The organism is Escherichia sp. MR, assembly GCF_005280595.1.
Lineage (GTDB): Bacteria > Pseudomonadota > Gammaproteobacteria > Enterobacterales > Enterobacteriaceae > Escherichia > Escherichia ruysiae.
The window spans coordinates 1-23,706 of record NZ_SZVK01000028.1; the positions used below are offsets into that span (position 1 = coordinate 1).

The following is a 23,706-nucleotide window of genomic DNA, read 5'->3' on the forward strand; positions in this document are numbered from 1 at the left end:
GACTGCCACTGACTGCCGGACAGTACCAGTTCCGCCCCGGTTCCGGTCAGTCTCTGAATGGCGGAGGCCAGGAGCGGCGGCAGTACGCCGCCGTGACGGTTGATAAGTAACGTCGCCAGCCGGGGCGCATCCAGCCGCACGTAAATGCTGATCCAGCCCGGATAGTTCGGATTTCGCTGGTCAACATCCGTCTCTTCCGGCCAGCCCTGCGCCAGCAGCAGGTTACGGGCGTGACGACAAATCAGTGCGTTCAGCGTGCTGTTTTCGTTCATGATTAAGCGTTCTCCCTGTATCGCCGCCCGCAGGGCAGGCGGCGATAACATCAGTTGTTTTCGTGTGTGTTGTTTTTCAGCAGGGTGCGGGCCTGATTAACCACCGCCTGACGGCGGGTAACGCATTCCGGGACGGCGAGGCCGTTATCACGGGCGGCCCACTCACGTTTCCACAGTGCCTGTTCAGCGGTCTGAATCAGGGACGCCAGCAGTTCAGCAGGGACGGTCACCTGGCGGTTTTCGCTCACGTTGCTGATAATCTCCATCACCGCGGCGGAAGAAATACCGGATTCAGTCCGCTGGTCTTCCGGGATGTCCTCCATGCGCGCCAGGACGGTCCTGATTTCATGATCGGTCAGAGAAATTTCCATACCGTCAGCCAGTGCCTGAATCTCTTCCGGAGACCAGATAACCAGCATCAGTGGCGTGTCTCCCGGATACTTTGCTGCCAGCTCCCGGCACAGCGTTTCGCATGTTCCGTACATTCTCGTCTCCTTCTCAGTCTTTAAAGCACGCATCCAGTTCCAGAATTTCGGTATATGCCTCCATCAGGAGGCGGTTTGCGCGAAACAGCGTCTGACGCACCAGACGTTCCGGCAGGGTGTCGGCATTAAAGCTGTACCGCTGCTCCATCTCATTCATGGTTGTACGCAGGTCGCACATGGCATTGGCCACCTCCGCCACCTCGGCGCGCAGTTTTTCGTGTCCGGCATAGTTCATTTACGCAGCCTCCGGTTCAAACCAGTCATCATTCGCGGCCCCCTGCTGCATGGCCCGTTGCACGGCGGCCAGTCGTTGCTGTCCGGCACGGTGATACTGTTCAAGCAGCTCGATACCGATATACCGGCGTCCGGACTGAAGGGCGGCGACGCAGGTTGAGCCGCTGCCTGCAAACGGGTCCAGCACAATCGCGTTCGGATGTGTGAAGCTCTCAATCAGTGGTTGCAGGCTGGTAACAGGCTTTTCCGTCGGGTGATGGCGGTTGCCTGAATATTTCCAGCCCAGCACGTCCGGCAGCGGGTTTTGTGGCAGACGTGGACGGCCTTTTGCCAGGATATAGGCGCATTCGTGGCGATAGCCCACATATGCGGCCTTCGATGTGTAGTTTTTGGTGAAGACGAGATGCCCTACAACGCTGAATCCGGCGCGTTTCCAGGCTGCCATAAAGCGGTCAATACGGTTCCAGCCATAGAAGCTCACCATCAGCGCGTCTTTTTTCAGCACGCGGTACATCTCATTACAGGCCGGTTGCAGCCATTCGTCGGTTTTATCGCCAGCAATGGTGCGCCCGGAACGGTCACGGAAACCGACGAGATACGGCGGGTCGGTGAGGATGAAATCGACAGCATTGTCCGGAAACGTGGCCATAACTCGCACGCAGTCACCCAGGATAAAACGGGACATAGAAGCCTCCTTCTCTTACAGAGGGCACCGGGAGGGCACCCCTGTGGTGCCCGTTCCCCGCTGCCTGTGGGCTGTTCACCGCGTCCGGTAACGGGTCAGGCCGACCGTGGAATACCGCAGCCGTCGTCTGTTTGACGGCAAGGCTATGCCGCGAAAGCGGCTTGAAGGGCGTTCATCAGAAAGGGCGACGGGCTGGCGTACACTGTCACTGACGCCAGCCGGGAGCGGTAAAAGCGTCCGTCCCGTGCCCGCCGGACGCGGGACACTGACCACAGGCAGCGTTTATGCCGCGCCGCGTCAGCCGGCGCAGTAAAAAGAGGAGCACGGCGACATCCTTTGTCGGAAAAGAAACGGGCGGTTGCCCGCCCGTCTCCGTCAGAATTCATCCACCGTAATGCGCCACCTTGTCGACAATCCACGCAGGTCCGGTGACTTCCGGCAGCTCATCGTCATCTGTCGGGGAAGACCATTCCAGTTCCCCCCACAGGACATCAACAAGCTCTCCACGCTCATATCGCTGCCAGCCACAGAAATTGCAGCCCTGCTCGGTATACCAGTGCTCCAGTGTGCAACTGAAACGGCGGCTTAATTCTGCAATAACGTCGCTTTCCGGCTGACACCACGGCGTGTCGAAATCAACCTGAATGAAGTTGTCTCCCTGACTGCGGATATTCAGGTCATACCCACAAGGCCACTTCACGCCATACCGTTCGGTATACCAGTGATACGCAGAAGGAACACCATTCAGAACACCACCGTTAAAGCCATTCACTTCAACATCCAGGCGGGTGGGCAGAACCGTCAGCAGGTCAAACGGCATGGTTTTTTCCGGCAGTACATTGTCACACAGACGGTTCCACCACACCGATACATCCTCGTTACTCCAGAAGCCACACCAGTCACCTCTTTTGGCGGTGAAATGCACGGTGATGGTTTCCCTGACCTCATCCGGTAATCCTTCCCAGCGACGCTGGCCAGTACCACTCTGCAGCCAGAGTTCATGCAGCATCAGGCAGTTTTGTTCATCCAGTAGCACACCGTTCTGCAGGTGTGTCAGCCAGCGGGTGAACGCGATATTCTCCGGCGATACAACACCACATCCGGCAGCCGTCACTCCGGGGCACGGTTCAAACTGCACATCTTCAGTGGTCTGCAGAAGTCCGGCACTTCCGGCCAGAAACAGCTGAATACCTTCATTTGTGGCGCGGCGATAAAACGGTGTGACTGCACCGCTGGCCAGTCGTTTAATCTCAGCAATCTGTGCCGGTTCACCAGAAAAATGCATACGATTTGAGCACCAGTTTGGCATGGGAATTCTCCTCTCACTTCTGCTTCAGCAGAGAGCACCGGGAGGGCGCCCCTGTGGCGCCCGTTCCCCGCGGCCTGTGGGCTGTTCACCGCGTCCGGTAACGGGTCAGGCCGACCGTGGAATACCGCAGCCGTCGTCTGTTTGACGGCGAGGATATGCCGCGAAAGCGGCTTGAAGGGCGTTCATCAGAAAAGGGCGACGGGCTGGCGTACACTGCCACCGACGCCAGCCGGGAGCGGTAAAAGCGCCCGTCCCGTGCCCGGCCGGACGCGGGATACTGACCACAGGCAGCGTTCCTGCCGCGCCGCGTCAGCCGGCGCAGTAAAAAGAGGAGCCCGGCGACATCCTTTGTCGGAAAAGAAAAAAGGACGCAACAGCGTCCTTTAACAGAGTTCAGTTCTTATTCATCATCCGGAAACAAGTTCTTAATGTTGTTTCTTGTTTCCAGGAGATTCTGATCGACTGGAGCAGATATTTCTTGCGTAGCAGAATCAACCGCAGGCAGGATCGCTTTTGCATTATTACCAGCAGACTGCAGAAATGCCTCCAGCAAACGAACGACTTCACCATTTTCCTGTTGTGGTAGCGTACTACTGATAATTCGTTGAATATCCTGCATAGACGTGCTGTCTGTCAGGAATTCAGCTATCAGGAACGGCAATCGTTCATCCTGCTTCATCAATGCAGCACCACACAACATCATGGCCCGCATTGCCCGACCACGTTCTTTCTGAGGCAATTTTTCAAGAAACCTGTCGGCCACCCGATCAGCTGCATTTCGTTCCGGATAAATATAAAAAGAGCACTTACGATTATCAGCCATACTCATCCCTTCATTGCCATCATTCCCAACACCAGATCGAACTGAGGATTGTCACTGACAAAGAAACGGTTATCACCCACTCCTGTCGCTTTTTTTACTGCCCCAGCCACAAGGCTGGCACCACCGCCAACAACCATAACATGAGTAAAACCAGCAAAGCGTCCTACTGAATCCGCCACACGATGCTGCAGTTTTTTTTCCCGGTCACGTAATACTGTCAGGATCCGCTCACGCTGTTCTGCATTCGGGATATAACGGGTCAGGAATTCATTGTCATCCCGGCCCTGGATTAGACGATCTGCAAAATAAGAACTGGTTCGTGTACTCACATTCACATCCATCGCATGCTTAACTGCTTCAGTAATGATGGAGACGCCAGTCTTGGGGTCACAATAGGTTTTTGTGAAACCTGACATTTTGCTGCGCACATGTGCAATATCAAGGGTCGTTCCACCGATATCAACAATCAACAGCGACTCCAGATCATTCAGATCTTTCAGCACGTCAAAACCGGCAGGCACGGACTCAGGCAAGACACTGACTTTACGAATGGTAAAGTTTTCACGCCCCTGAACTGTTACAGTTCGCCGGACATTATTTTTCTTACGTTCGATATTAGCCAGATTTGGCTGATCGTTCTCATCCAGATACTCACCTAAAGGTAAAGTCACAACAATATCAACAGGTTGTGGAGCAATACCTGACTGCATCAACGCATGATGAATAGCAACCACATTAACGTCGCTGTACTGATAACGCGTTTCTGTGGTGCGCACTGCATCCGGACTCAATTGATCAAAGCTGTATTTTTCTCCATCAATCTCATAGTTTGCGGAAGCGGGTACAGTGGCATCAGTCAGTCCCTGCAGCGTCATAGACCATTCCGGCTTAAAACTATTCGGACTAATTAACGTTTTCACTGCACCGTCTTCAACCCAGGCCAGTTTGATGTTGGTAGAGCCGTCGTCTACAAAGATACGCATCTAGAACCTCACATAAATAAAATGGATTTTTTTAGAAAAATACGAGATCAAAAACGATTATCACCTAAAACAACGTATCGGTAAAGACCTGATATCGGCCACAAATGGAAAAATAAAGAAAAACACAGACAAAAACCGACTCCAACAGCACAAAAGAGAACAAACAAGAACAAATAAAGATAAACACTGATGAAATCCAGAAAAAACTCAAAGCTTCATATACAATGTCAGTAATTCATCCTCTGACGCCACCACTACCTCCAGCCAAAATGAGCGGGTAAGATATCCGGAGCCTTATAGTCAGGAGGCTTCTACAGGAAAGCTGATGAGGAAGAGAATGCGAACGATCACCACACGTGAACAGTTATTAGTGAACGGAAAAGTCAGGGAACGGATTGCCACACATATCGTGACAGGCGCTCACGGGTATGAAACGCTTTGCACAAGTGGTTATAACTTACAATACAATAAGGAACGGGTACTGATTGAAAACTGCGAAAAGGTGGCTGATGGAGAACTGCCTGTCACCTGCCACACCTGTTTCTCTATATGGCAGGATGTACACCGGTTCAAACCTGGTGACTTTGACACAGAATCAGGAAAGGGAAATTTCACTGATACGGAGCTCACGAAAATCACAATTGGACAAGAAAAAACGCCGAATGCGTGTTGATGTCCTTTAAGGGGTCAGTTTGGATATGGGAAAATTTTGTACGTTAAGCGCATTATTTAACCAATAGAGATGCGTAACGGATTGATTTTGCGTCAACGGCTATCGCTTTTAAATTATCGCCATTGCGGTATTGCATTCAGGTTATCCGATTGAGTTCAAATCGGGGTTTGAGGGCCAACCGTACGAAAATGTACGGTAAGAGGAAAATTATCGTCTAAAAATCGATTAGTAGACAATGCCGTCCGTTAAGTGCCAATTTTCGATTAAAAAGACACCGTTTTGATGGCGTTTTTCTATGTCCATTATGTCTTGATATATCATACAGTTACTTCACTAACGTACGTTTTCGTTCCATTGGACTTCAGACCCCGAGAACAGCAACGAACACGTGAAGCGGTGAGCGACCATTACGCATAGTGCCCCAGTCAACCTGCATCTGTCGTCCGGGTTCAGTTTCGAACCGAACGGCAGGCTCCTGCTCCTGAGGAACCGAGAGAGAACGAATGAACGCCCTGAGAATGGTCATTCCGCCACGATATCCCTGGTCTCTGATCTCGCGAGCGATTACCGTTGCCGGGATTTTGTAAGGATGAGCATCGGCGATGCGTTGACGAATATAATCCCGGTATTCATCCAGGAGTGAAGCAACAGCAGGTCGCGGTGTATATTTTGGCGGCTCAGATTTTGCCTGCAAATAACGTTTAACGGTATTGCGGGAGATCCCCAGTTCTCTGGCAATCGCCCGGCTACTCATTCCCTGCTTGTGCAGGATTTTAATTTCCATAACTGTCTCAAAAGTGACCATAAGCTCTCCTGAATCAGGAGAGCAGATTACCCCCTGGATCTGATTTCAGGCGTTGGGTGTGGATCACTATTGCACCGTTCGTGACATTTAGTCTCACATGAGTTAGTTAGAAGGATCTAGGTATCTATGGTTCATAAGAAAATCTTCTGTTTGCAACATACACTCATTCAATAAGCATTCAACTGAAGTAACTGTTTTTTTCAATCCTTCGAGCTTCACATTTTTCCCGGCATCGCTAAGGCTGCACTCACCATGAGCTATTTTATTTCTCTTGTTTTTCACTTCAAGTATTAGTGTGGAATTAATATTATACTTAAATATGATCCCATACTTTTTAAATATCTCACGAATAGCTTTTACGTCTAAGTTACCAGAGAAAACGTTTTTCTTATTTTGGTATTGACTGAAAGATGGAAGTTTTAAATTAAAATCAGCTATGTTTTTAATAGCAAAGTTACGTTTTTTTTCACTTACTGCTGGCAAATAATATTCAATGATCATGTTCTTTATGTTTGGCGTTACTTTTTTATATTCACATACAGACACCTCCTCATGAATTCGTTCAAGTATTGAGTAAATGACAGCTTCAATATTATTGTATAACGCTATATACAAGCTTGCTTTTAATATCAATATAATATCTACATTGCCATTAGCTTTAGATAGTTTATCTATGTGTTCATATAAACGGTTTACATCACTAAACCGCTCTGTAAAGTCAGCCTTCACCGCATTCATGGATTACACCGCCATTTCTAATAATTTATCCCTGACGAATTCAATTCGCTTTCTTAAAATGTCATTAGAATGTGTTCTATATTGCCCAGTAACAGCCTTATGGAACTCTTTGTTAGACAAAAGAATAGATGAATCAACTTTTTCCGTTAACTGAAGGTTTGGTTTTTCCTCTAGCGCCAAGTGAGTACCAACGGATATAGCCTCAAAAAATATTCTAGAAACTTCTTGAGAGTTTCTTTTTGAAAAACCATTTTTAAAATTATTCACGACAAAAGAGACCATACGATTAAAATCTTTCTCTTTTTTCGCTTTCTCTTGCTCATCAAATGCATTTGTTTTTGATGACATATAATCATCTAGTGCATTAGTAACGCTACGAGAAAAAGCCGAGAACTTAGGGTATGAATCGACCAAGGCAAAAAATCTAAGAATTAACTCTTCATGTTCCTGGCGTTTGGCTACTGTTTTTGCTAACGGAATGGCCCTTATGAACTCATCATTTTTAGCACATGTTTTATAAATGAAATCAGTGAAAGCTCCTCGGTAAACACCTTTCCTTGTTTCCATATTTCTAAGAATATCACTACCTTTGTTGATTCGTTCAAAAAGATCATTCTTTACTTCATCATTCGCGGACTCGGAAAGAACAAAGACAGCAATTGTTGTATTTTTAAATTTTCTTTTCCTTGATATATCAAAATCTTCAAACGTCATTCCATTTAATTTGGTGACTTTATCAAGGTTACATAACTTAAGGTTTTCATTCAAGAAAGCGTTAAGCGTTCTAATCCTCTGGGAACCATCCACAATTTCCAGCCTTCCATTGCTATTCTCAGCAACAAAAATTGGTGGGACTGGTAATCCAAGAACTATTGACTCAATCAACTTTGATTGACGTGACTCACTCCACACAAAATCTCTTTGATATTCAGGAACATAAATCTCATTATCTTCCTTATCGATACCTGTGGAATACTTATTCACCAATAATTCAATAGTGTAATCTTTACTGTCATAGGCTACAGTTTTCTTTAGCTCAATAATTTGGTTCTCTAAATCATTCATAACAACTCTTTTTCCCTCTAAAATACATAGCTCGGCTAATACCTAATTCAAGCCATAGTTCTCCAATAGAAGGCCACCTCTTTACTTTTGTCCCTCAGATTCGTTGAAGAGTCAACTGAACACAGGCTTTAAACGCGACACTTATCGGAGTGACATATTACCCTACTTTTAGCAATACCTATAACTTCTTTCTGGGGTTCTTCGCCGGAACCACGGCAGCCTGGCGGCTGCAAATCGGGGTGTGGCAGAATATGAACCTTCAGAGTAACCATCCAGAATGAGTCCCCATGTCACACAACCTGGAACACCAGAAAGTCCACACCAGAATGGTGAAAGAGGTTCTGAAAGCCGTCGCCAGAGCCAATAATCACCCTTATCAGTCCGTATTTGCAGACTTTATCACCGGTCATCCCTCCTGCACGGTCTGTTTCTGGAAAACCTTTCACAAAATGTACCCGGATTCACCATACGAATACGTCACGTTCTGCCATACCTGCCGTCGTTTTGATTTATACGAAACATAAGCGGAGATGAAGGCGGATGACCCGAAGTGGTGGTGATTTTCAGCCCCGACCGCTGAAACGCCTGTTCACAGCCAACCAGTGCTGGACGTCCTTCCTAGATGCGGGCGGTCTGCGCGATATCGAGGTTGAGGCTGTCACCAAAATGTTGGCCTGCGGCACGCGGATACTGGGGGCGGTTTGGGAAACGGAAATTATTGTACGTTAGGAGCATTTTTTAATCGATACTGATAAGAAACTGATTGATTTATCGTAATAAGCTATCGCCTTTAAGTTATTGCTTTTCTCTTATCGCATTTAGGTTATCTCATTTCCCTAAAGGTCTGCCAAAGACCGTATAGCGTTGGAGTACACCCTATCGCGATAGGTAAATCTGTTCAAAAAACAGACTTACCGTACAATAATTCACTATATCCAAACTGACCCCTATGAGATCACTCTTTATATCTCGCATCAGAATGTCCCCTATTGCTATAGGTAAGCCTGTATCAATTCAGGCTTACCGTCCTACTGTCAGATTTCTTCTGATTCTTCCTCGAACCAATCACGCTCAGTATCGGATACTACGCTAATGACTTCAAAATCCTCATTGATAAAATTCCATTTTTCACTGCGCCATGACAACCGAACTTTGGCCTCAACTTCGAATTCCGTACCGGAGTAAACATGGTCTGGTAGCTGGTCGCCCTGGTAAAGGAATGCAACTTCCAAATGCAAAATACCCTTTGTATCATCGTAAAATGCATCTGTAATCTCTAGGTCTTCAATGGTAAAACCATCTGCATTGGTAGTTGCGATCAAGTCTGATAACTCTTCCTCTACAGCTATTTCAAGAGAAGGGTAGGGACCGTCGGTACAACTGCCGTATAAGTTATAAATGACATCTTTGAAATCAGAATCACCAAAAGCAGCTATCAACAAGCGAGATTCCAACGGTGTTTTTTTTGCAACCTGAATAAGTTCATGGTAACTCGAAAAATTCGAATTTTGAGCAATAAGCTCTAACGCTTGGACTTGCGTGAGTGCAGTATTAGAGCGCACCATTTTTTTTGCTTTGGTTTTGATAATGTTAATACAAGAATATTTTGACATGGCTGTTCTCCAAATTTCAGACGCTTTTAGAACCGATAGCCTGCTAACCGGACTCTGAGCGTCACAAATGTGGCGAGCCAAGTATGATGTAGGTAAAACCTAATAAAGATGGGCTATTGCTTTGCGAGACAGGCGCCAGGTGACCATCACCACCTAGCGTTATAGTGGCAAGATCAGCTGATTAAGTCAAATTGAGAAACAACACTCAGCCTGGTTAGAAAACTGGCTTACCGTACAATAATTTCCGTTCTCCAGACTGCCCCCTATCAGTGCTCGCCCCAATGTTTCTTCGTCATGATTCACAACTGATTCCATACAGCCTCTATGGCCACTTCTGTGCAGTATGCAATACGCGCAGGATATACACTTTTCCCCACTGGCTGTCGACCTCATAAACCAGAACAAAATGCGGGTGAATAACCAGTTCCCGGGTACCTTCCACACGACCGTTGCGGCCTTTATACGGCTGCCCGGCCAGGCTGCTGGCTGAATAACCAATCCGTTCGTCCAGTTCAATGGCGGCCATCAGGTTCTGCTCCGCAATGTACTCACGAATGCGCTTCCTGTCCTGGCTGGCCAGCATGGTCCAGAATATCTCCATCATTTACCGGCGACCTTCCTGCTCATTTCATCCCGCCATGCAGCGGCAGAAGATTCGACCATGTCATGGGGAAGCACATCGCCGCGCTCGAGTTGCTGACGTCCTGCCGCAACCTGGTCACGGAACCAGGTATTATGCTGCCGTTCAACAGTCTGGCGCATAAAATCCCGGATTAACTGAGAGGCATTACGGTCCATGCTTTTTGCAGCGGCCATAAAAGCATCCTTCAGTTCAGCGTCGATTCTTAAACTCATATTAATCTGTGCCATTTATCACCTCGTCATTACTACGTATATACACAGTATATAATGATTCAGATATTGTCACCAGGATATGCCGCGCCAGCGGCATGGAAGGCGGCACGCTGTGGTTACATGTGATACCGGAGTAAAACCGCCGAAGCCCGGCGTAAGCCGGTACTGATTGATAGATTTCACCTTACCCATCCCCAGCCCTGCCAGACCATACCTGCTTTCAGCCATGAGAGAGCTTCTGTGCGCGGTCGGAGTGGTCCCGACGAGGGTTTACCCGAAGTCGGGGCGTATCTCCGCGTTAGCGGGCCGTGAGGGCCGCTTACGAGCGTGTACTGAGAACTTCCAGCGAGAAGACTGACAGCGATGAGAATGTAGTTACAACATTCATAATTAAAAGCGATGTTGTTCCCGCCCTTTGGGCGGGGGCGGCCTCGCTTTTCAGTTATGAGGGAGGGGCACTGTGGTTTCGGTTCTGCGTTGGACCGGGGTTTTTCCGGGGTCTGTTTTTGCATGTTGTAACTAAATTGGCTCCGGTCGGGGCCCGCCGCTTGCGGTGGGAGGTGCATATCTGTCTGTCCACAGGACAGACACTGAATAGGTTTTCTTTTTAAATGAATGTAATTAGGTAGTTTAAAGGAGATATAAACTGGTGTTTAAAAGATACATTGCACCCTGTAAGGCTGTCGGCTGGCGCTTTATAGCATGAACGGTTGTAACCTTATGGGGAAGTCCCTTGCAGTTAAATGTGGATAAGCAAAATTCCCCGTCGCTGAGGCGCATTTTGTATTAAAAACAGGGGGAACCGGATGCTCCAGAAGGTGGATGGTGAGGTTGTTTTTTGTATGTGGTGCTGATTTTTTGTGCACTGACGGGCTTCAGGCGTGCGAATGCCTCCGGCGCGGGCCGGATTATTCTGAGGAGGTCACTTTCAGGGAGAAGCTGTGGCCAGCCGGCTGTAATTACGGTTACGTGACAGAATCATGCGCTCTTTCACACGACGCTCCACTTCGCGTTTTACCGCCTCACGATTGGCAGTGAATCGCCCTTCCGCGATTTCGCGCGTCAGCTGCCGTTTCACCAGGGTGACAATATCCTGACGTTCCCTGTCCGCATCACGACGCGCACGGGCACGTTTTATTCCACGGGACTTAAGCTCTGTCTGGTAACTGCGGAAACGCTCACGCACAAAACGCCAGGCTTTCGCTATCAGCTCATCCATACCCAGGGTATCCAGCCCCTGCTTTTTGCGCTGTCTGTTTTCCCATTCAACACGACTGCGGCGCGCAGCTGCCACTGCATCCTCAGACACATCAAGGGCAGCAAACAGAGCCGGTGTGAACGTGATGTCGGTCGGAATGTAGCACCCGATAAGCGGGTCATATTCCGTCTGGTAGGTAATCAGTCCCAGCTCTGACAGGAACGTCAGGGCCCGGGTGGCACGGGTGATGGAGAGTTTTCCTGCACCGGACTCTGTCGCCAGTCCACACTCAATGGCCAGTGTGGTGATGGAACACTGGACGCGGTTGGCCAGCGGGTCATAGTGGAAACACAGCCCCTGCAGCAGCGCATCAATAGCCCGTCGACGCAGCACCGGTGGCATGCGCCGACGCAGACCACGGGAACGGGCATGCGCCACATGAATGGCGAAATCAAAACGGGAGGTGAAGCCCACCGCCTTTTCCATCAGTTTTTCGCAGAACTTCAGCGTTCCGGCACCTTTACGGGGTGTAAACACCGGATTCGGGTTCTTTACCTGGCGGTAATACGTTTGTTGAAGATCAGTCACACCATCCTGCACTTACAATGCGCAGAAGGAGTGAGCACAGAAAGAAGTCTTGAACTTTTCCGGGCATATAACTATACTCCCCGCATAGCTGAATTGTTGGCTATACGGTTTTTAGATGGCCCCGGTAATCTTTCTGTACTCGCCAAAGTTAGAGAAGATTATCGGGGTTTTCGCTTTTCTGGCTCCTGTACATCCACATCAGAACCAGTTCCTTGCCACCTTACGGCGTGGCCAGCCACAAAATTCCTTAAACGATCAGTAATCTAGCACTAATCTTCTGAACACTCAAGAATGTAAGCCCATCATCACATGCATCGTTTTTGCGCTTCACTTTTTATCAGTGCGGTCAGAACTTCAGCCTGAGTCAGGCCATCTTCATGACACATTTGCATGAGCATGGCCTTATACTTTGGTTCAAGAAATACTTTTACTTCCTTGAACGAAGCTCTTTTACGGGCCACTGATAATCTTTGTTTCTCTGCATCAGAAAGCGGATTCCCCTTTCTGTATGCTCGTTTTGCGCCAGATGAGGAAGTCACTGCATTTTCTGTCTGCGACATCTCGCCTCCTCAATACTTAAACAGGGATCGTTTCGCAGAGGATACTACAGTTTTTTGAAATCAGCGACTTGAGAATTGTGACGAAGATCTGTGTTGGCGCACAAATCAACGGGGATTACTGTCGTTTAATGTGATTTAAACTGTGAAATAGTATGGTTTTCAGTTATAGAAACGCCGGGAGCGGGGAAAACTTGCTTTTTCCCGTTTCCGGGGTTGGACAACTGAGCAACGCGAAGGCGTCAGTGTCCGGAGTTCTGCCACATATCAGTAACTCCCGTACCACCACTCATCCTCGCTTTTTTCCAGAATAATGGTGATACTCCTGACGTCATCCGGCAGTATTTCCCTGCAGAATCTGGCCGGAAGCGTAAACGTGCCCGAAGACAGCCTTACCCCTTCTTCATATGAGTCCGTCAGTTTCAGTCTGATTTTCCGGATTTCTGAATCAAGTTCAGCAATAATAAATTCCTGCTTCCCCCGAACGGCAACCGTCACATAACACCCGGCAGAGCCTGAATCTGTTCGCCTTATCGATAACCGGGTCTTACTTTTATATCTGTGCGGAGCTCTCTGTCTTGTCATGGAAATAAATGCCATTATTGATTTTCGACCTTTCTGTTTTTATGAAATTAATATCATTTAATTTTCCGCCATCAATATTACCAGATAATTTTATTCCCCTGAATTTTCATTACCCCGCGACGGACCAGTTCATCCCGGATACCTCTGGTCAGGACATCACGCCATTCACCGCGCATCTGTGATTTTAAATAATTATTAAATGTCTCTTCTGTTACCGGCATATTACGAACCTCCCGCGCTGCCTGTTGAATTTTGTTTGCCCACCGGATAACGATATCCATGTCGGGTGCAGCCATCTTTACTGATGACGCCTTATCCGGGGAGACGCGACGGCAGCGAATCCCGCGCGCCTGCAGTGTCCGGACAATACCGTCATATCCCTTGTCAGCGGAAACAATATGGTATTCCTTCTCCGGCCCGTAATGGCATACACACTGCCCCAGCTCCAGCACCAGATGAAAATCAACATTGTTCCTGGAGACTTCGCTGACATGCCGGAGTGTGACTTTTACTGCTTCAGGGAAAGCGTTTACTGGCAGTGCCACATTATTCTGTTTCGCGCCGGCAAATATAATTAACTCTGTATATATATTTAAGGCAATTTCTGTCAGATTACTGCAGTTCTCGTAATCAATAAACGCAATCACCTGTTGTTTCTCTGATTTTCCGGTCACTATTTTCTTTTCCCGATTAACAGACTTCACAACCAGATAAAAGAGTCATAAATAACACTTAACATCGCCTGATATTAACAGCCGGGCAACGTGATGTTATTATTTTGCTCTCCTTACTGAATGCATTTGTCCCTGACAGGACAACGTTGACCGTCACATGGCGGTCTTTTTTTATTCACCTGACGCTTTCCTGTCGCAAAAACATCCCCACGGGTATTAACCATGTAATTACTGTGTGTTATCTTTCTTTCCCGCAACCTCCCGGCATTAACCGGTGGTAGCTTCACAGGGTTGATGTACAGAGCATTCATTCAATGCCAGTGATACGTCATGAATGATTTTTGGCCTCCCTTGCTCAGGGGAGGTCTTTTTTTTGCCGTTTTTTCATTATCCCCGCCGCTGGCAGCGTTCAGCTCTCTGTCGGGCAAACTGCTGCCAGTCTGTCCGGGGCGCAACACCGGCAGCCCGTCGCCATGCTTCTGCCGCTTCCATCCAGCGTCCACTGACCTCCAGAATAACGGCCCGGCTTCCGGCACGCTGCCAGCGCCAGACCTGACCGTTCCGTGAACTGTTTCTGAATCCATTCATTTTTGTTTCCCCCCTTTAACCCGTCAGCATTATGGTGTTAAATAATTCAGTGGACCGATTTCCTTTCGGGCATGGAAGTTATTTCCTTTAAGCCTTATTTCCCTGCCTCCTCTCTCTGACGGAGGCTTTTTTATTTCTCATCGAGCACGGCCTGAAGTTCTGCCTTTATCCGGTTCTGGCGGCGGATTTTATCCAGACGCTCTGCCGCATACACTTCCTCCTCCTGAGAAATATGCTCCGTTACATACCCTTCCGTGTCATACCGACAGGCACCGGCTTTCATGGCACACAGATAGCTTTCTGAACGGGTGATGGCCTTCAGCGCCCTGCGCAGTTTTTTATGCGAGAGCGGGATATTCCGCTGCGCCACGTCTTCCAGTAACACGTCCCGGATACCGCAGGCCAGAAGCCGGGGCGTGTCACCGTCAAACAATCCCGGCCACCAGGGTTTCAGGGTATTCACGGCCTCATCCAGCGTGGGCAGGTTCAGATAAATGGACAGCGCCTGTCTGGCCTGCGCTTTTTTTGCCGCCAGCTCTGCTTCCCGGGCTGCTTTCTCGGCCAGCTTCTGCTTTTTCACCTTCCACTTTGGTGGCGTGGTGACATTGATGATGGTTTTCCGGCTGCGGACAGGCGTCTCCCCTTCCGTTTTCCGCTTCAGTGTCAGTACCGGTCGCTTCTGCTCTGTCATGCTGTGTTCTGCCTCTGACGAATCATCCTCTTGCGGCCAAAGATACCACACCCGTCACAGCGCCAGAACGCCCAGCACAGCCAGATGACAGGCGTAGAATACCGGGAAAAAATCCCCGGGCCAGAAACGGGGTAATGATTTTCCTGCACACGACACCAGACCAACGGTCAGCACCGTCATCACAAGACCGGCCACCGCCGCTGCATCACTGGTGGCAAGGTTAAGCGCCGGAATAACAGCCAGCAGGCAGGCGACCAGCGCCAGACGTTCCGCTCTGTCTTCCGCCCGGTACAGCCGGTGGCTGACTGCCAGCATCAGCAGCCCGGCAATGCCGTAACTGGTGCCGGACAAAGGCCCCCACAGGGCCATCAGAAGAATGGCCGCTGCTGTACGCCACCCACTGCGCGTTTCACACCACGTCAGCACCTGTGCCGCCACTGCAAAGGCAAACAGGATATTCCCCTCATACCAGGGAAAGCCGGCCAGATAATATGCGAACTGGGCAATAATTCCCCATCCCCACAGCCGGTTAATGGCCGGTTGCCGGATATGCGCATGACGGGACAGATTCAGCCCCCACACCAGGGCAAACAGCGGAAAGGCTCCTCGCCCGGCCAGAAACATCCATTCCTGCTTCAGCTGGAATATCAGATTGATGTGGTCCAGTACCATCAGCACCAGTGCCACCGTTTTGATGATATCCCGCTGTCCGGGTGACCAGACCAGAAATGACTGCAACCAGGTATCGGTCCGTGCAGCCAGTGAATCGTTACGTGTCGTGTTCGTGTTATCCGTTGTCATCAGTGTTTGTCTTCCTGTATCAGTCTCCGCCCAGGGTTTTCTCTTTCTGCAGGTCACGAACCATATCCCGCTCCATCTGCTGCAGACGCTCCTGCAGCAGATTTTCCCGGGCAACCTCCCGGACCGCTTCCCGTTCCCGTTGTGATTCACGCAGCACACTCTCCGGCAGTGCGGTTTCCCGTTCAGAACTGGCAGTCCGGTCACGTTCCTGCCCGGCAATATCCCTGACAGCCAGCTCTGTTTTGCCGTCCGGCAGGTCAGGTTTGTTCTCTGCCATTTTACGGACAATTTCATCTGCGCGACGTTCCGTTTCACGGCGGATGGCCTCTTCAGCCTGCCGCTGTGCCAGCACCTCTGCCGTGACCGGTTCGCCATTTCCGGCCCCCGGCTGGACGCTGCTGTCCGGGATATCCCCCCACACGCGACCACCGGTGATGGCACCGGGATTCCACGGACGACCTTCACCGGCAATTCTTACCACCACACCGCTGTCGGGATTATCACGGGCAATCCGGACACCATCCTGCATATTATCAGCCAGCAGGCTCTCTCCGTTACGGCTGCCCTGCAGGGCCACGAACTGCGCATCCCCGCGGCCTTTCACCCGTCCTTCACCGCTGAATCCCCGCAGCCCGTTTCCGTCATCCGTGGTCAGTGGGTTCAGCCAGATACCGGCGGACCTGCCGTTACGGTCAAACGCCGGCAGTGCCACATACGGCTGCGGATATTTACGTCCCGGTGCAATAAACCGTGCAGGGCTGTCTCCCCCGGCCAGCCCCGCCTGACGGAGAACGGCACGGCCTGCCGCCACGTCCCGCAGTTCCCGTGCCGTACTGAACAGCCGCTGCGCATTCATGACCTCCCGGTCCGGTTTCGGCTCAAACACATCGTGGGCTGTTCCTTTCTGTACGGCATTGTTAATGGCATCCGTCCAGCCCTGACGGTTATCGGTGTACACCTGCACATGCTGCTTCATACGCGACAGGGCCACGTAGGCTGACTCAAAGCCTGCCATCAGTTTCCGGTTACCTTCCGTGCCTTCAAGCGCAATGGCAAAGGTTTCACTTGTCCCCTGCGCACCGTGGGCGGTGATGGCATAGGCCAGGTCAATATGTTGCTCTGCCCGCTCCTGACCGGGGCGAATCACCCGGGTCTGCTGTCCGTCCGACAGCGTGACACTGTCACCGGAAACCGCTGTCACCGTCCAGACGCTGTTGGCCACATAACCGCGCTCCCGGTCACTCTTCGTGAAGCGCATCCGGTCACCGGTTCCCACCCGGATTTTGTCTGGTGTGTACAGTGTGACACCTTCAGCCACCGCCTCCCGGGGCGAAATCAGCCGCGTGTTACCTTCCGCATCCTCCAGGGTTATCAGCCCGTCATCCTTGCTGATACCGGCAATCCGGTGATACACACTATCCACCAGGGCAAGGGCATCCGGGTTATTCTCCCAGGTGGAGAGACGACGCAGTTCTCCGTCACGTATATTCGCTGTGTTCAGGACAGGCACCATGACCTGCTCTTTGCCCAGCTCACCGGCCTTTTCCCGTGCATCATGAATCATGCTGTTCAGTACGCGCCGGTCCTCATTCAGGTGCGTGACAATCAGCGTCTGCTCCCGTGCTTCCGGTGTCCTGCCGGTATAGTCGCGGACAATGGCCTCATACAGTGTCATGGGGATATCCGGGAAAGCCTCGCCTTTCAGCATCGCCTTCTGCTGCGCTTCTGCCAGTTTCGCTTCCTGGCTGTGACTGAACTCCGTCACGGAGTGCTCCGGTGCCCATGCGCCCTCCTGACGGGGAACCTGAGACGGTTTCACACTCTCAAGCCCGGACAGTGCCCTTTCCACATCCCGGTTAATCAGGCTGTATACCGCCTCCCGCAGTTCCGGCGTCTGACGCACAATCTCCTTCATGATGACCACATCGGCAGCACTGCGCGTCTGCTGCAGACGGAAAGGCTGACCGGGCGCGATGGCCTGCAGCTGGTCCGTGTCACCACTGGCCACGGCACGACCGCCACCGGCCGCAATCAGGGCGTATGCCCGTGCCATATCGGTATTGCCCACCATTGAGCTCTCATCGAGCAGGAACAGCGTGTTGCTGAAATCCGGCGTTTCTCCGCTGCGCTGCTGCAGCTGCGTGTCATGCAGAAAGGACGCCAGCGTCTGTGCATCCACGCCGGCGCTGCGCATCTCACCGACCGCACGGTGCGTGGGCCCCAGCCCCACAACTCGGGGACGCTCACTCGCCGGCAGCATGTTCACGGCTGACATCACCGCCCGGAACTGTGTGGTCTTACCCACACCGGCATAACCCTGTACCACCGTGAAACGGTCGGACGTTTCCAGTATCATACGGGTGGCGGCACGCTGTCCCGACGTTAACGTCTCCATGAGTTCGCCGGGTACTCTCTCCATCAACGGCGTGACCGCCTCCTTACCTTCGAGAATATGGCGAAGAATGCTTTTTTCAGCCTCATACGACGCACGGGAAACCAGCAGGTCTGTGCCATAACCTTTTGCCACATCCACATGCAGTAAATCGCCCCGTTTTATCTGCGCATCGATTTCCCGCCCCAGGTCAGCAAAACTGGTTCCTTCTGCAGCAAACGACTTTGCCTCTGTCAGCAGGTCCACATGGCTGAAGGCCAGGTTTTTACTTTCCACCACCGGAAGGGCAAGATGAATGGCCTGCTGTGCCGGCGTGTGAAGTGCGGACTTCTGATGACTGATAGCCGTTTCCAGCGATGTCTCACCGGCCCGCGTCTTTATCTGCTCAGAAACCACCGTAAAGGAGGGATGGCGGGCAAGTTTTTCCGCAGTACGGGTTTCATCCAGTGAGGAATACAGCCGGACATCACGACCGCTGCGGGCCAGACCGTTCAGGGTGGCATTGTCCATTGCCATCTGTGTGACGGAGGCAAAAACCGTCGCACTGTCGCTGACGGAATGCCCGGGTGTTTCCACCCAGCCGCTCTCCAGCTTCAGTGCCGTGAACGGTGAATCCCCCACAGGCAGGGTGGCCGGTTCAGCCCGTCCCGGCACAACAACCGTCATCGCGTCCTCACTGACGGATGCCACCTGCAGGCGGTCACCGCCGGAGACGCGGAGTCCGGGGATTTTTCCCGTCACCCTCAGACGCTCGCCGTCTGCCACCGGCATTTTTTCCTGCCGGAACAGCGACCAGCTGCTGTCCAGAGAAGAAATACGCACCACCTGCGTTTCACCCTGCGCATCCCGCAGGGTCAGGCTGTGACTCTGCGCCGTCACCCGGTCGATAACATAGCGGTCATGACTGCGTGTCTCCGGGTTCCACTGCTCCATCACCATTCCCGGGCGGTACATATCCCGCAGATAACGACTCCGGCTGTCCAGCCAGACCGGTGACAGGGCGGTCATGGTTACCTCCGGGTGTCCGAGCACGCCCTGTGTTTTCAGCTCACTGCGAATGGCCTGTGTCAGTATGGCCTGTTCCCGTACCCCGCTGACCTGTGCCACGCTCTCTTCTCCGGCTTTCACGCTGGCCGCAAAGTCCCCGGCCAGCCGGGCATAGCGGACATTACGGTCTGGTTCACTGATGATGGTTGCCGGTCGTTGCTCTCCGCCCTGCCAGCGATATATGTTCACCCCGGCATCCTTCATGGCCATCAGCGCACTGCCTGTACCGGTTCGCTGCCCGCTGTCGGTTATCAGGATCTGTACGTTATGACGTGCGGCACCGTCCAGCAGGGTTAACGTCTCTTTCAGGGAGAGTTTTTCACCCTGGTCGACAATAACTGTACTGCCTGGTGTGAAGGCCATGCCTTCCAGCAACTGACGACGCCCGGTTATCAGTTCACCGGACAGCCGTTCATCCTGCTTCAGGTTCATCTGTGAGCGACGGTCAGCAGCGATAATCTGCACCTCCCGCCCCTGCTCCCGGGCCATCATTGCCAGTTCAGCCACCCGCTCACGCTGCCCGGCTGCGCCACCCTGCCCGGACACAATAGCCAGCGGCGGACGATCCTGTGCCAGAACACTGACCGCATCGCTGTAACCGGCAGTCCGGGAAACACTTTTCTCCGGATGTACGGTTACCCGGTTCTGTTTCATGATATCGCGACTGAGTGCCCGGACTGACAGTTCATCGAGCACATGAATCCCGGACGTGAACAGCCCCTTCTCACGGTCAAGGGGGATGAGTTGCTCACGGCTGATGGCCTCATCGATACCGGCGCGTGCCCGTTCAATCACACCATTTTCCGGCGGCAGTATACCGACCGTTCTGGCCAGCACGTCCGTGTACGTAAACTGCACTTTTCGTTCACTTAATCCGGCAATCGCCTGTGTCACCGCCTGCTGCACATCCGGCCCCTCCTGTGAAACAGCCCCGGGCGACTGCGTGCGGGTCTCTGCCCGTTGCTCCGCCGCGTCACGATACGCCCGGATATCGAACCCGGTTTCCTTCAGCGTCTGCATCCACTCGGTCATTTTGATTTCAGGATCGACGTGCTGTTTGGATTTTCGCGTATCCAGTGCTGCCACATCCCGGGATTTCAGTGAGGCCCCTTCCCCGACGGCCTCCCTGATAGCCTGCGAACGACTGGAAAAGGCCTCCACCGGTACGCCCGGCATCTCCCACATCCCGTGCTTACCGACCACTTCGGTTTCATAGCCCAGCGCCTCAACGCGCTGACGTAACTCACTCTGATATATTTTCCCGAACGCAATCCGGTTCGCGAGCACGTTCTCGGAAAATCCGGTTTTCCCCACTTTGTCACTGCTCAGTGTCTTCCACTCGCCGTTATGCTGCGTGACATTAGCCACCACCACATGCGTGTGTAACTGTGGGTCCTGATCGCGACTGGTGTCATGGTTAAACAGTGCCATCACCAGATTACCGGTCAGCACCGTTTCTGACTGTCCGTCCGTCATCACCCGTGTGGAAGCCAGCGCCTCCACCTGGCGGACAGCAAAATCCACGGCCTGGTTATGTGCATCAATAAGACGTTTATCCCCCCCGAGCATGGCCATCATGGAGACACTTTTGGGGGCGGAGAAGGTCAGGTCGTAGCCGGGACGATGCTTATTACTGCCATCCTGCATGCGGCTTAAATCCGCCCCGTCCGGTAGCCTGCCCTCCAGAAGACGGGTAAAAACATCCTTATCGACGCTGCCCTGCAGCCCAAGCTGTTCAGCCCCCTGACCAGCCCAGCGTTCTCCCATGCTGCCCAGCACATAGTAATTATCCTTGTCGGTGTAATAGTTTCCGGCACTGCCTGCCGATTTAACAACGCTGAAACTCAACATCAGAAATCATCTCCCGGCTCAACATCCTCCCCGCGCTCCCGGTGCACATTAATGTTCACCTCTTCACGACGCTGCATATGCTGCTGGATGTCCGGATGATTTTCCTGTTGCCATGCCTCATAAGCGGCCATATCCACCACTTCACCGGATTCACTGATCCCGGGTGGCAGTTGCTGTTCCATCTCTTCTTCCGGTTTCATTTTCAGCTCCTGCTCGATCCCCCCTGCCGGAACACTCACACCTGCATCTGACTTCTTATCATTGATGACAGAAGACACTGGCTGTTGTGGCTGTTGTGGCTGTTGTGGCTGTTGTGGCTGTTGTGGCTGTTCAGCCTGAGTCACGCCTTCTCCGGAGGCAACCTCCGGTTCGAAGAGGCTGGCCATCTGACGACCTTCTGCTTCCCTTGCGGCAAGTACGGCACTCAGACGGTTCTCCATTTCCGGGTTGATGTCACGCGGAATAAACTCCGGGGCAACCTTCGGACGTGCCTGATATTTCAGAGAGAGTTTGACTGCCGGATACGGTCCGGGCAGAGTGACATAACAGGTCAGATCCGGCAGAGACTGAATGTCGGAATAACTGACCAGCGTCTGACGCTCCATATCCTTACCGGTCGATACCCCGTCACGTACCGGGTCAGCACCGTAGGAATACTGCTCGCTGGCTTTCAGGTGCTCTTTCTCACCAATTTCACCGGCAGCGAACTCTGCAATCTTATGGCTGGGAGAACGGAAAAAGGCACGAGTGTTCATGACGTCAAACAGCGTGGCAGCCGCTTTCTCACCGTAGATATCTTCCAGCTGGGCATAGGACTGGATACCAAACACATAACAGCCACCGAACTTACGGGCTTCCGGCAGGATCTCCACCAGGTCCGGCAGTTTGTGTAACGTGGGTAACTCGTCACAGAAAAACCACACACGACGATTACGGTTTTCTCCCATTGCCAGCAGACCACGAATGGCAATGGACAGCCACATGGAGATCACCGGCTTCAGGGAGGCATGGGTGTCGGCATTCGACGAGATAAACAGCCAGCCGTTTTTCTGATCTTCCCGGACACCACGCATCCAGTCACGGATGGTAAAAGACTCACCGTTATGCTCAATCCCCTGCAGGTAACGGATGGCTTTCACGTAGTTGGTCAGCACAGCACGGATGGAAATCGCCGTTTTCTCAATTTTCTCTTCCACCAGGTTGGCTGCCGGTGAATTACGCAGGAAGGTACGCAGTTTTTCGATTTTGATGGAAAGCAGTGTGTCCACCAGTTTGCTGTAGCTGCGGTTGGGGTCATTACGCATCAGGTACGCCGCTTCCGCAAAAATGGTACGTCCTGAACCCTGCCAGAACGGGTCCTCTTTTGTACCCATAGGGATCAGCGTGTTCGCGGTATTATCAAAATCCGGCTGTGTCAGGCACTCCTTCCACAAATCCCATGCGGCACAGCGGGCATCCAGCGGATTCAGGATTTTATCGATGGAGGGATCATAGTAACTTTTAACAAATTCCCCTGAACGGTCATAAATCACCACCATATCACCGCGCTGACGGGCGTAGTTGGCCAGACGACGGATAACCTCCGACTTACCGGCCCCGACTGTGCCGTGCAGACAGAAGTTCTGGATTTCGGAATCCCGGATAATCGGCAGGTCGCCAATCCGGATATCGGAGTCCTTGCCGTCTTTTTTCAGCATCCGGGCAACATCTTTCGGATTGTCTGTCAGCTGACGACCACCTGTGACTTCATTTTCGCTCTGTTGTTTACCCTGACGCCCCAGAATCCAGGAAACAACAAAGAAGGTAATCAGGCAAATAACCAGGGCCACGACAGACGCCAGAACGAATGCGGACCATAGCTGCTCACCGCACCAGATCATGTATTTATCATGCAGTACCTGAGCCGCGTTCATCCGGAAGGTTTTGCCGTAATACTGGATCTCATATACTGGCTGGGACTTGATTAAATCCCGCATGCCTTCCAGCGTGGTACACCACCAGTAAATACAGCCGTTCACAAACGTCTGCCAGCTTATTTTTACCCATAAAATCAGACCAACGAGTATCCAGAAAAAAATAAACAGGCAGTAAAGCATGATATTGGCGATCTGGCTGAACATGCGGATACGCATGGACGCAATCTGACCGCCCTGGGTCATATCCTTTGCGTTAAAACTCATGATGAAACTCCGGG

At 51.6% G+C, this 23,706-nt stretch carries 24 protein-coding genes and 4 pseudogenes; 3 read left to right on the forward strand and 25 right to left on the reverse strand.

What is annotated here, in order from left to right:
• From FC814_RS13200 to FC814_RS13235, 9 genes and pseudogenes are all read right to left on the reverse strand, one after another.
• Positions 1-272: pseudogene (locus FC814_RS13200) on the reverse strand (hypothetical protein); the annotation flags it as partial.
• A gap of 50 nt (positions 273-322) precedes the next feature.
• Positions 323-790: a DUF1380 family protein gene (locus FC814_RS13205; protein WP_015056466.1), complete on the reverse strand. Its 468-nt coding sequence runs from the start codon at positions 788-790 to the stop codon at positions 323-325.
• Positions 771-992 carry a hypothetical protein gene (locus FC814_RS13210; RefSeq protein WP_001104879.1) on the reverse strand — a complete coding sequence of 74 codons (222 nt, stop codon included), beginning with the start codon at positions 990-992 and terminating at the stop codon, positions 771-773. Before FC814_RS13210 ends, FC814_RS13205 begins: the two co-directional genes overlap by 20 nt.
• Positions 993-1,676, reverse strand: coding sequence for a DNA methylase (locus tag FC814_RS13215; RefSeq protein WP_053285756.1), 684 nt, complete (start codon positions 1,674-1,676; stop codon positions 993-995). It lies immediately after the preceding gene.
• Positions 1,677-1,751: 75 nt separating this feature from the next.
• Positions 1,752-2,062: pseudogene (locus FC814_RS22855) on the reverse strand (hypothetical protein).
• The gene (locus tag FC814_RS13220) at positions 2,059-2,961 is read right to left on the reverse strand and encodes a DUF1281 domain-containing protein (protein ID WP_104208671.1); all 903 of its coding nucleotides are present in this window, start codon (positions 2,959-2,961) and stop codon (positions 2,059-2,061) included. Before FC814_RS13220 ends, FC814_RS22855 begins: the two are co-directional and overlap by 4 nt.
• A 109-nt stretch (positions 2,962-3,070) precedes the next feature.
• Positions 3,071-3,382 carry a hypothetical protein gene (locus FC814_RS23155; RefSeq protein ID WP_077888996.1) on the reverse strand — a complete coding sequence of 104 codons (312 nt, stop codon included), beginning with the start codon at positions 3,380-3,382 and terminating at the stop codon, positions 3,071-3,073.
• 3 nt (positions 3,383-3,385) lie between these two features.
• A complete protein-coding gene (locus FC814_RS13230) occupies positions 3,386-3,808 on the reverse strand; it encodes a plasmid partitioning/stability family protein (RefSeq protein ID WP_000774832.1) in 423 nt (140 codons plus the stop codon).
• A 2-nt stretch (positions 3,809-3,810) separates the two neighbouring features.
• Positions 3,811-4,791 carry a plasmid segregation protein ParM gene (locus FC814_RS13235; RefSeq protein ID WP_001218107.1) on the reverse strand — a complete coding sequence of 327 codons (981 nt, stop codon included), beginning with the start codon at positions 4,789-4,791 and terminating at the stop codon, positions 3,811-3,813.
• A 337-nt stretch (positions 4,792-5,128) separates the two neighbouring features.
• Here FC814_RS13235 and FC814_RS13240 point away from each other — a divergent pair, with 337 nt between their 5' ends.
• The gene (locus FC814_RS13240; protein WP_001340323.1) at positions 5,129-5,464 is read left to right on the forward strand and encodes a hypothetical protein; all 336 of its coding nucleotides are present in this window, start codon (positions 5,129-5,131) and stop codon (positions 5,462-5,464) included.
• A 367-nt stretch (positions 5,465-5,831) separates the two neighbouring features.
• Here FC814_RS13240 and istA read toward each other — a convergent pair.
• From istA to FC814_RS13255, 3 genes and pseudogenes are all read right to left on the reverse strand, one after another.
• A pseudogene (istA, locus tag FC814_RS13245) lies at positions 5,832-6,269 on the reverse strand (IS21-like element IS100 family transposase); the annotation flags it as partial.
• A 102-nt stretch (positions 6,270-6,371) separates the two neighbouring features.
• Positions 6,372-7,007: an MAE_28990/MAE_18760 family HEPN-like nuclease gene (locus FC814_RS13250; protein ID WP_034169387.1), complete on the reverse strand. Its 636-nt coding sequence runs from the start codon at positions 7,005-7,007 to the stop codon at positions 6,372-6,374.
• Between the two features lie 3 nt (positions 7,008-7,010).
• Positions 7,011-8,072, reverse strand: coding sequence for a DUF262 domain-containing protein (locus FC814_RS13255; RefSeq protein ID WP_034169386.1), 1,062 nt, complete (start codon positions 8,070-8,072; stop codon positions 7,011-7,013).
• A 287-nt stretch (positions 8,073-8,359) separates the two neighbouring features.
• Here FC814_RS13255 and FC814_RS13265 point away from each other — a divergent pair, with 287 nt between their 5' ends.
• Positions 8,360-8,596 carry a hypothetical protein gene (locus tag FC814_RS13265; RefSeq protein ID WP_034169385.1) on the forward strand — a complete coding sequence of 79 codons (237 nt, stop codon included), beginning with the start codon at positions 8,360-8,362 and terminating at the stop codon, positions 8,594-8,596.
• A gap of 16 nt (positions 8,597-8,612) precedes the next feature.
• Positions 8,613-8,768 (forward strand): annotated as a pseudogene (locus tag FC814_RS13270) (IS91 family transposase); the annotation flags it as partial.
• Between the two features lie 338 nt (positions 8,769-9,106).
• Here FC814_RS13270 and FC814_RS23160 read toward each other — a convergent pair.
• The 13 genes from FC814_RS23160 to traD all read right to left on the reverse strand — a co-directional run bounded on the left by FC814_RS23160 (position 9,107) and on the right by traD (position 23,692).
• On the reverse strand, positions 9,107-9,685 hold the full coding sequence (locus tag FC814_RS23160) for a hypothetical protein (RefSeq protein ID WP_231235770.1): 579 nt from the start codon (positions 9,683-9,685) through the stop codon (positions 9,107-9,109).
• A gap of 322 nt (positions 9,686-10,007) precedes the next feature.
• Entirely contained in the window at positions 10,008-10,286 is a 279-nt protein-coding gene (yacB, locus tag FC814_RS13280) for a type II toxin-antitoxin system toxin YacB (protein ID WP_001384452.1), read from the reverse strand.
• Positions 10,286-10,555 carry a type II toxin-antitoxin system antitoxin YacA gene (gene yacA / locus FC814_RS13285; protein WP_021559054.1) on the reverse strand — a complete coding sequence of 90 codons (270 nt, stop codon included), beginning with the start codon at positions 10,553-10,555 and terminating at the stop codon, positions 10,286-10,288. Before yacA ends, yacB begins: the two co-directional genes overlap by 1 nt.
• A 54-nt stretch (positions 10,556-10,609) precedes the next feature.
• Positions 10,610-10,768 (reverse strand): hypothetical protein, encoded by a 159-nt coding sequence (locus tag FC814_RS22860; protein ID WP_072649723.1) that lies wholly within the window; start codon positions 10,766-10,768, stop codon positions 10,610-10,612.
• Between the two features lie 700 nt (positions 10,769-11,468).
• A complete protein-coding gene (gene repA, locus FC814_RS13295; RefSeq protein WP_000131006.1) occupies positions 11,469-12,326 on the reverse strand; it encodes an incFII family plasmid replication initiator RepA in 858 nt (285 codons plus the stop codon).
• Positions 12,319-12,393 carry a RepA leader peptide Tap gene (gene tap, locus FC814_RS23515; RefSeq protein ID WP_001365705.1) on the reverse strand — a complete coding sequence of 25 codons (75 nt, stop codon included), beginning with the start codon at positions 12,391-12,393 and terminating at the stop codon, positions 12,319-12,321. The genes repA and tap overlap by 8 nt, the downstream gene beginning before the upstream one ends.
• Positions 12,394-12,631: 238 nt before the next feature.
• Positions 12,632-12,886: a replication regulatory protein RepA gene (locus FC814_RS13310; protein WP_000083830.1), complete on the reverse strand. Its 255-nt coding sequence runs from the start codon at positions 12,884-12,886 to the stop codon at positions 12,632-12,634.
• A 659-nt stretch (positions 12,887-13,545) separates the two neighbouring features.
• On the reverse strand, positions 13,546-14,145 hold the full coding sequence (locus FC814_RS13320; RefSeq protein WP_000256072.1) for a PIN domain-containing protein: 600 nt from the start codon (positions 14,143-14,145) through the stop codon (positions 13,546-13,548).
• A 384-nt stretch (positions 14,146-14,529) separates the two neighbouring features.
• A complete protein-coding gene (locus FC814_RS13325; protein ID WP_130563236.1) occupies positions 14,530-14,730 on the reverse strand; it encodes a hypothetical protein in 201 nt (66 codons plus the stop codon).
• Positions 14,731-14,860: 130 nt separating this feature from the next.
• On the reverse strand, positions 14,861-15,421 hold the full coding sequence (locus FC814_RS13330; protein ID WP_000139345.1) for a fertility inhibition protein FinO: 561 nt from the start codon (positions 15,419-15,421) through the stop codon (positions 14,861-14,863).
• A 54-nt stretch (positions 15,422-15,475) separates the two neighbouring features.
• Positions 15,476-16,222: a conjugal transfer pilus acetylase TraX gene (gene traX, locus FC814_RS13335; protein WP_000205718.1), complete on the reverse strand. Its 747-nt coding sequence runs from the start codon at positions 16,220-16,222 to the stop codon at positions 15,476-15,478.
• A 19-nt stretch (positions 16,223-16,241) separates the two neighbouring features.
• Positions 16,242-21,512 carry a conjugative transfer relaxase/helicase TraI gene (traI, locus tag FC814_RS13340; protein WP_137326047.1) on the reverse strand — a complete coding sequence of 1,757 codons (5,271 nt, stop codon included), beginning with the start codon at positions 21,510-21,512 and terminating at the stop codon, positions 16,242-16,244.
• Positions 21,512-23,692, reverse strand: a complete 2,181-nt coding sequence (gene traD / locus FC814_RS13345) for a type IV conjugative transfer system coupling protein TraD (protein ID WP_024236211.1) — start codon at positions 23,690-23,692, stop codon at positions 21,512-21,514. Before traD ends, traI begins: the two co-directional genes overlap by 1 nt.
• Positions 23,693-23,706 lie beyond the last annotated feature (14 nt).

Excerpts from the sequence above, each read along its gene's own strand:
- FC814_RS13220 (WP_104208671.1), bottom strand. The coding sequence starts at position 2,961 with ATGCATTTTTCTGGTGAACCGGCACAGATTGCTGAGATTAAACGACTG.
- FC814_RS13255 (WP_034169386.1), bottom strand. The coding sequence starts at position 8,072 with ATGAATGATTTAGAGAACCAAATTATTGAGCTAAAGAAAACTGTAGCC.
- FC814_RS13215 (WP_053285756.1), bottom strand. The coding sequence starts at position 1,676 with ATGTCCCGTTTTATCCTGGGTGACTGCGTGCGAGTTATGGCCACGTTT.
- traX (WP_000205718.1), bottom strand. The coding sequence starts at position 16,222 with ATGACAACGGATAACACGAACACGACACGTAACGATTCACTGGCTGCA.
- FC814_RS13250 (WP_034169387.1), bottom strand. The coding sequence starts at position 7,007 with ATGAATGCGGTGAAGGCTGACTTTACAGAGCGGTTTAGTGATGTAAAC.
- FC814_RS13205 (WP_015056466.1), bottom strand. The coding sequence starts at position 790 with ATGCGTGCTTTAAAGACTGAGAAGGAGACGAGAATGTACGGAACATGC.
- FC814_RS13325 (WP_130563236.1), bottom strand. The coding sequence starts at position 14,730 with ATGAATGGATTCAGAAACAGTTCACGGAACGGTCAGGTCTGGCGCTGG.
- yacA (WP_021559054.1), bottom strand. The coding sequence starts at position 10,555 with ATGGCACAGATTAATATGAGTTTAAGAATCGACGCTGAACTGAAGGAT.
- FC814_RS13310 (WP_000083830.1), bottom strand. The coding sequence starts at position 12,886 with ATGTCGCAGACAGAAAATGCAGTGACTTCCTCATCTGGCGCAAAACGA.
- FC814_RS13240 (WP_001340323.1), top strand. The coding sequence starts at position 5,129 with ATGCGAACGATCACCACACGTGAACAGTTATTAGTGAACGGAAAAGTC.
- FC814_RS22860 (WP_072649723.1), bottom strand. The coding sequence starts at position 10,768 with ATGGCTGAAAGCAGGTATGGTCTGGCAGGGCTGGGGATGGGTAAGGTG.
- FC814_RS13265 (WP_034169385.1), top strand. The coding sequence starts at position 8,360 with ATGTCACACAACCTGGAACACCAGAAAGTCCACACCAGAATGGTGAAA.
- traI (WP_137326047.1), bottom strand. The coding sequence starts at position 21,512 with ATGTTGAGTTTCAGCGTTGTTAAATCGGCAGGCAGTGCCGGAAACTAT.
- FC814_RS13330 (WP_000139345.1), bottom strand. The coding sequence starts at position 15,421 with ATGACAGAGCAGAAGCGACCGGTACTGACACTGAAGCGGAAAACGGAA.
- FC814_RS13235 (WP_001218107.1), bottom strand. The coding sequence starts at position 4,791 with ATGCGTATCTTTGTAGACGACGGCTCTACCAACATCAAACTGGCCTGG.
- yacB (WP_001384452.1), bottom strand. The coding sequence starts at position 10,286 with ATGGAGATATTCTGGACCATGCTGGCCAGCCAGGACAGGAAGCGCATT.
- traD (WP_024236211.1), bottom strand. The coding sequence starts at position 23,692 with ATGAGTTTTAACGCAAAGGATATGACCCAGGGCGGTCAGATTGCGTCC.
- FC814_RS13230 (WP_000774832.1), bottom strand. The coding sequence starts at position 3,808 with ATGGCTGATAATCGTAAGTGCTCTTTTTATATTTATCCGGAACGAAAT.
- FC814_RS13210 (WP_001104879.1), bottom strand. The coding sequence starts at position 992 with ATGAACTATGCCGGACACGAAAAACTGCGCGCCGAGGTGGCGGAGGTG.
- FC814_RS23160 (WP_231235770.1), bottom strand. The coding sequence starts at position 9,685 with ATGTCAAAATATTCTTGTATTAACATTATCAAAACCAAAGCAAAAAAA.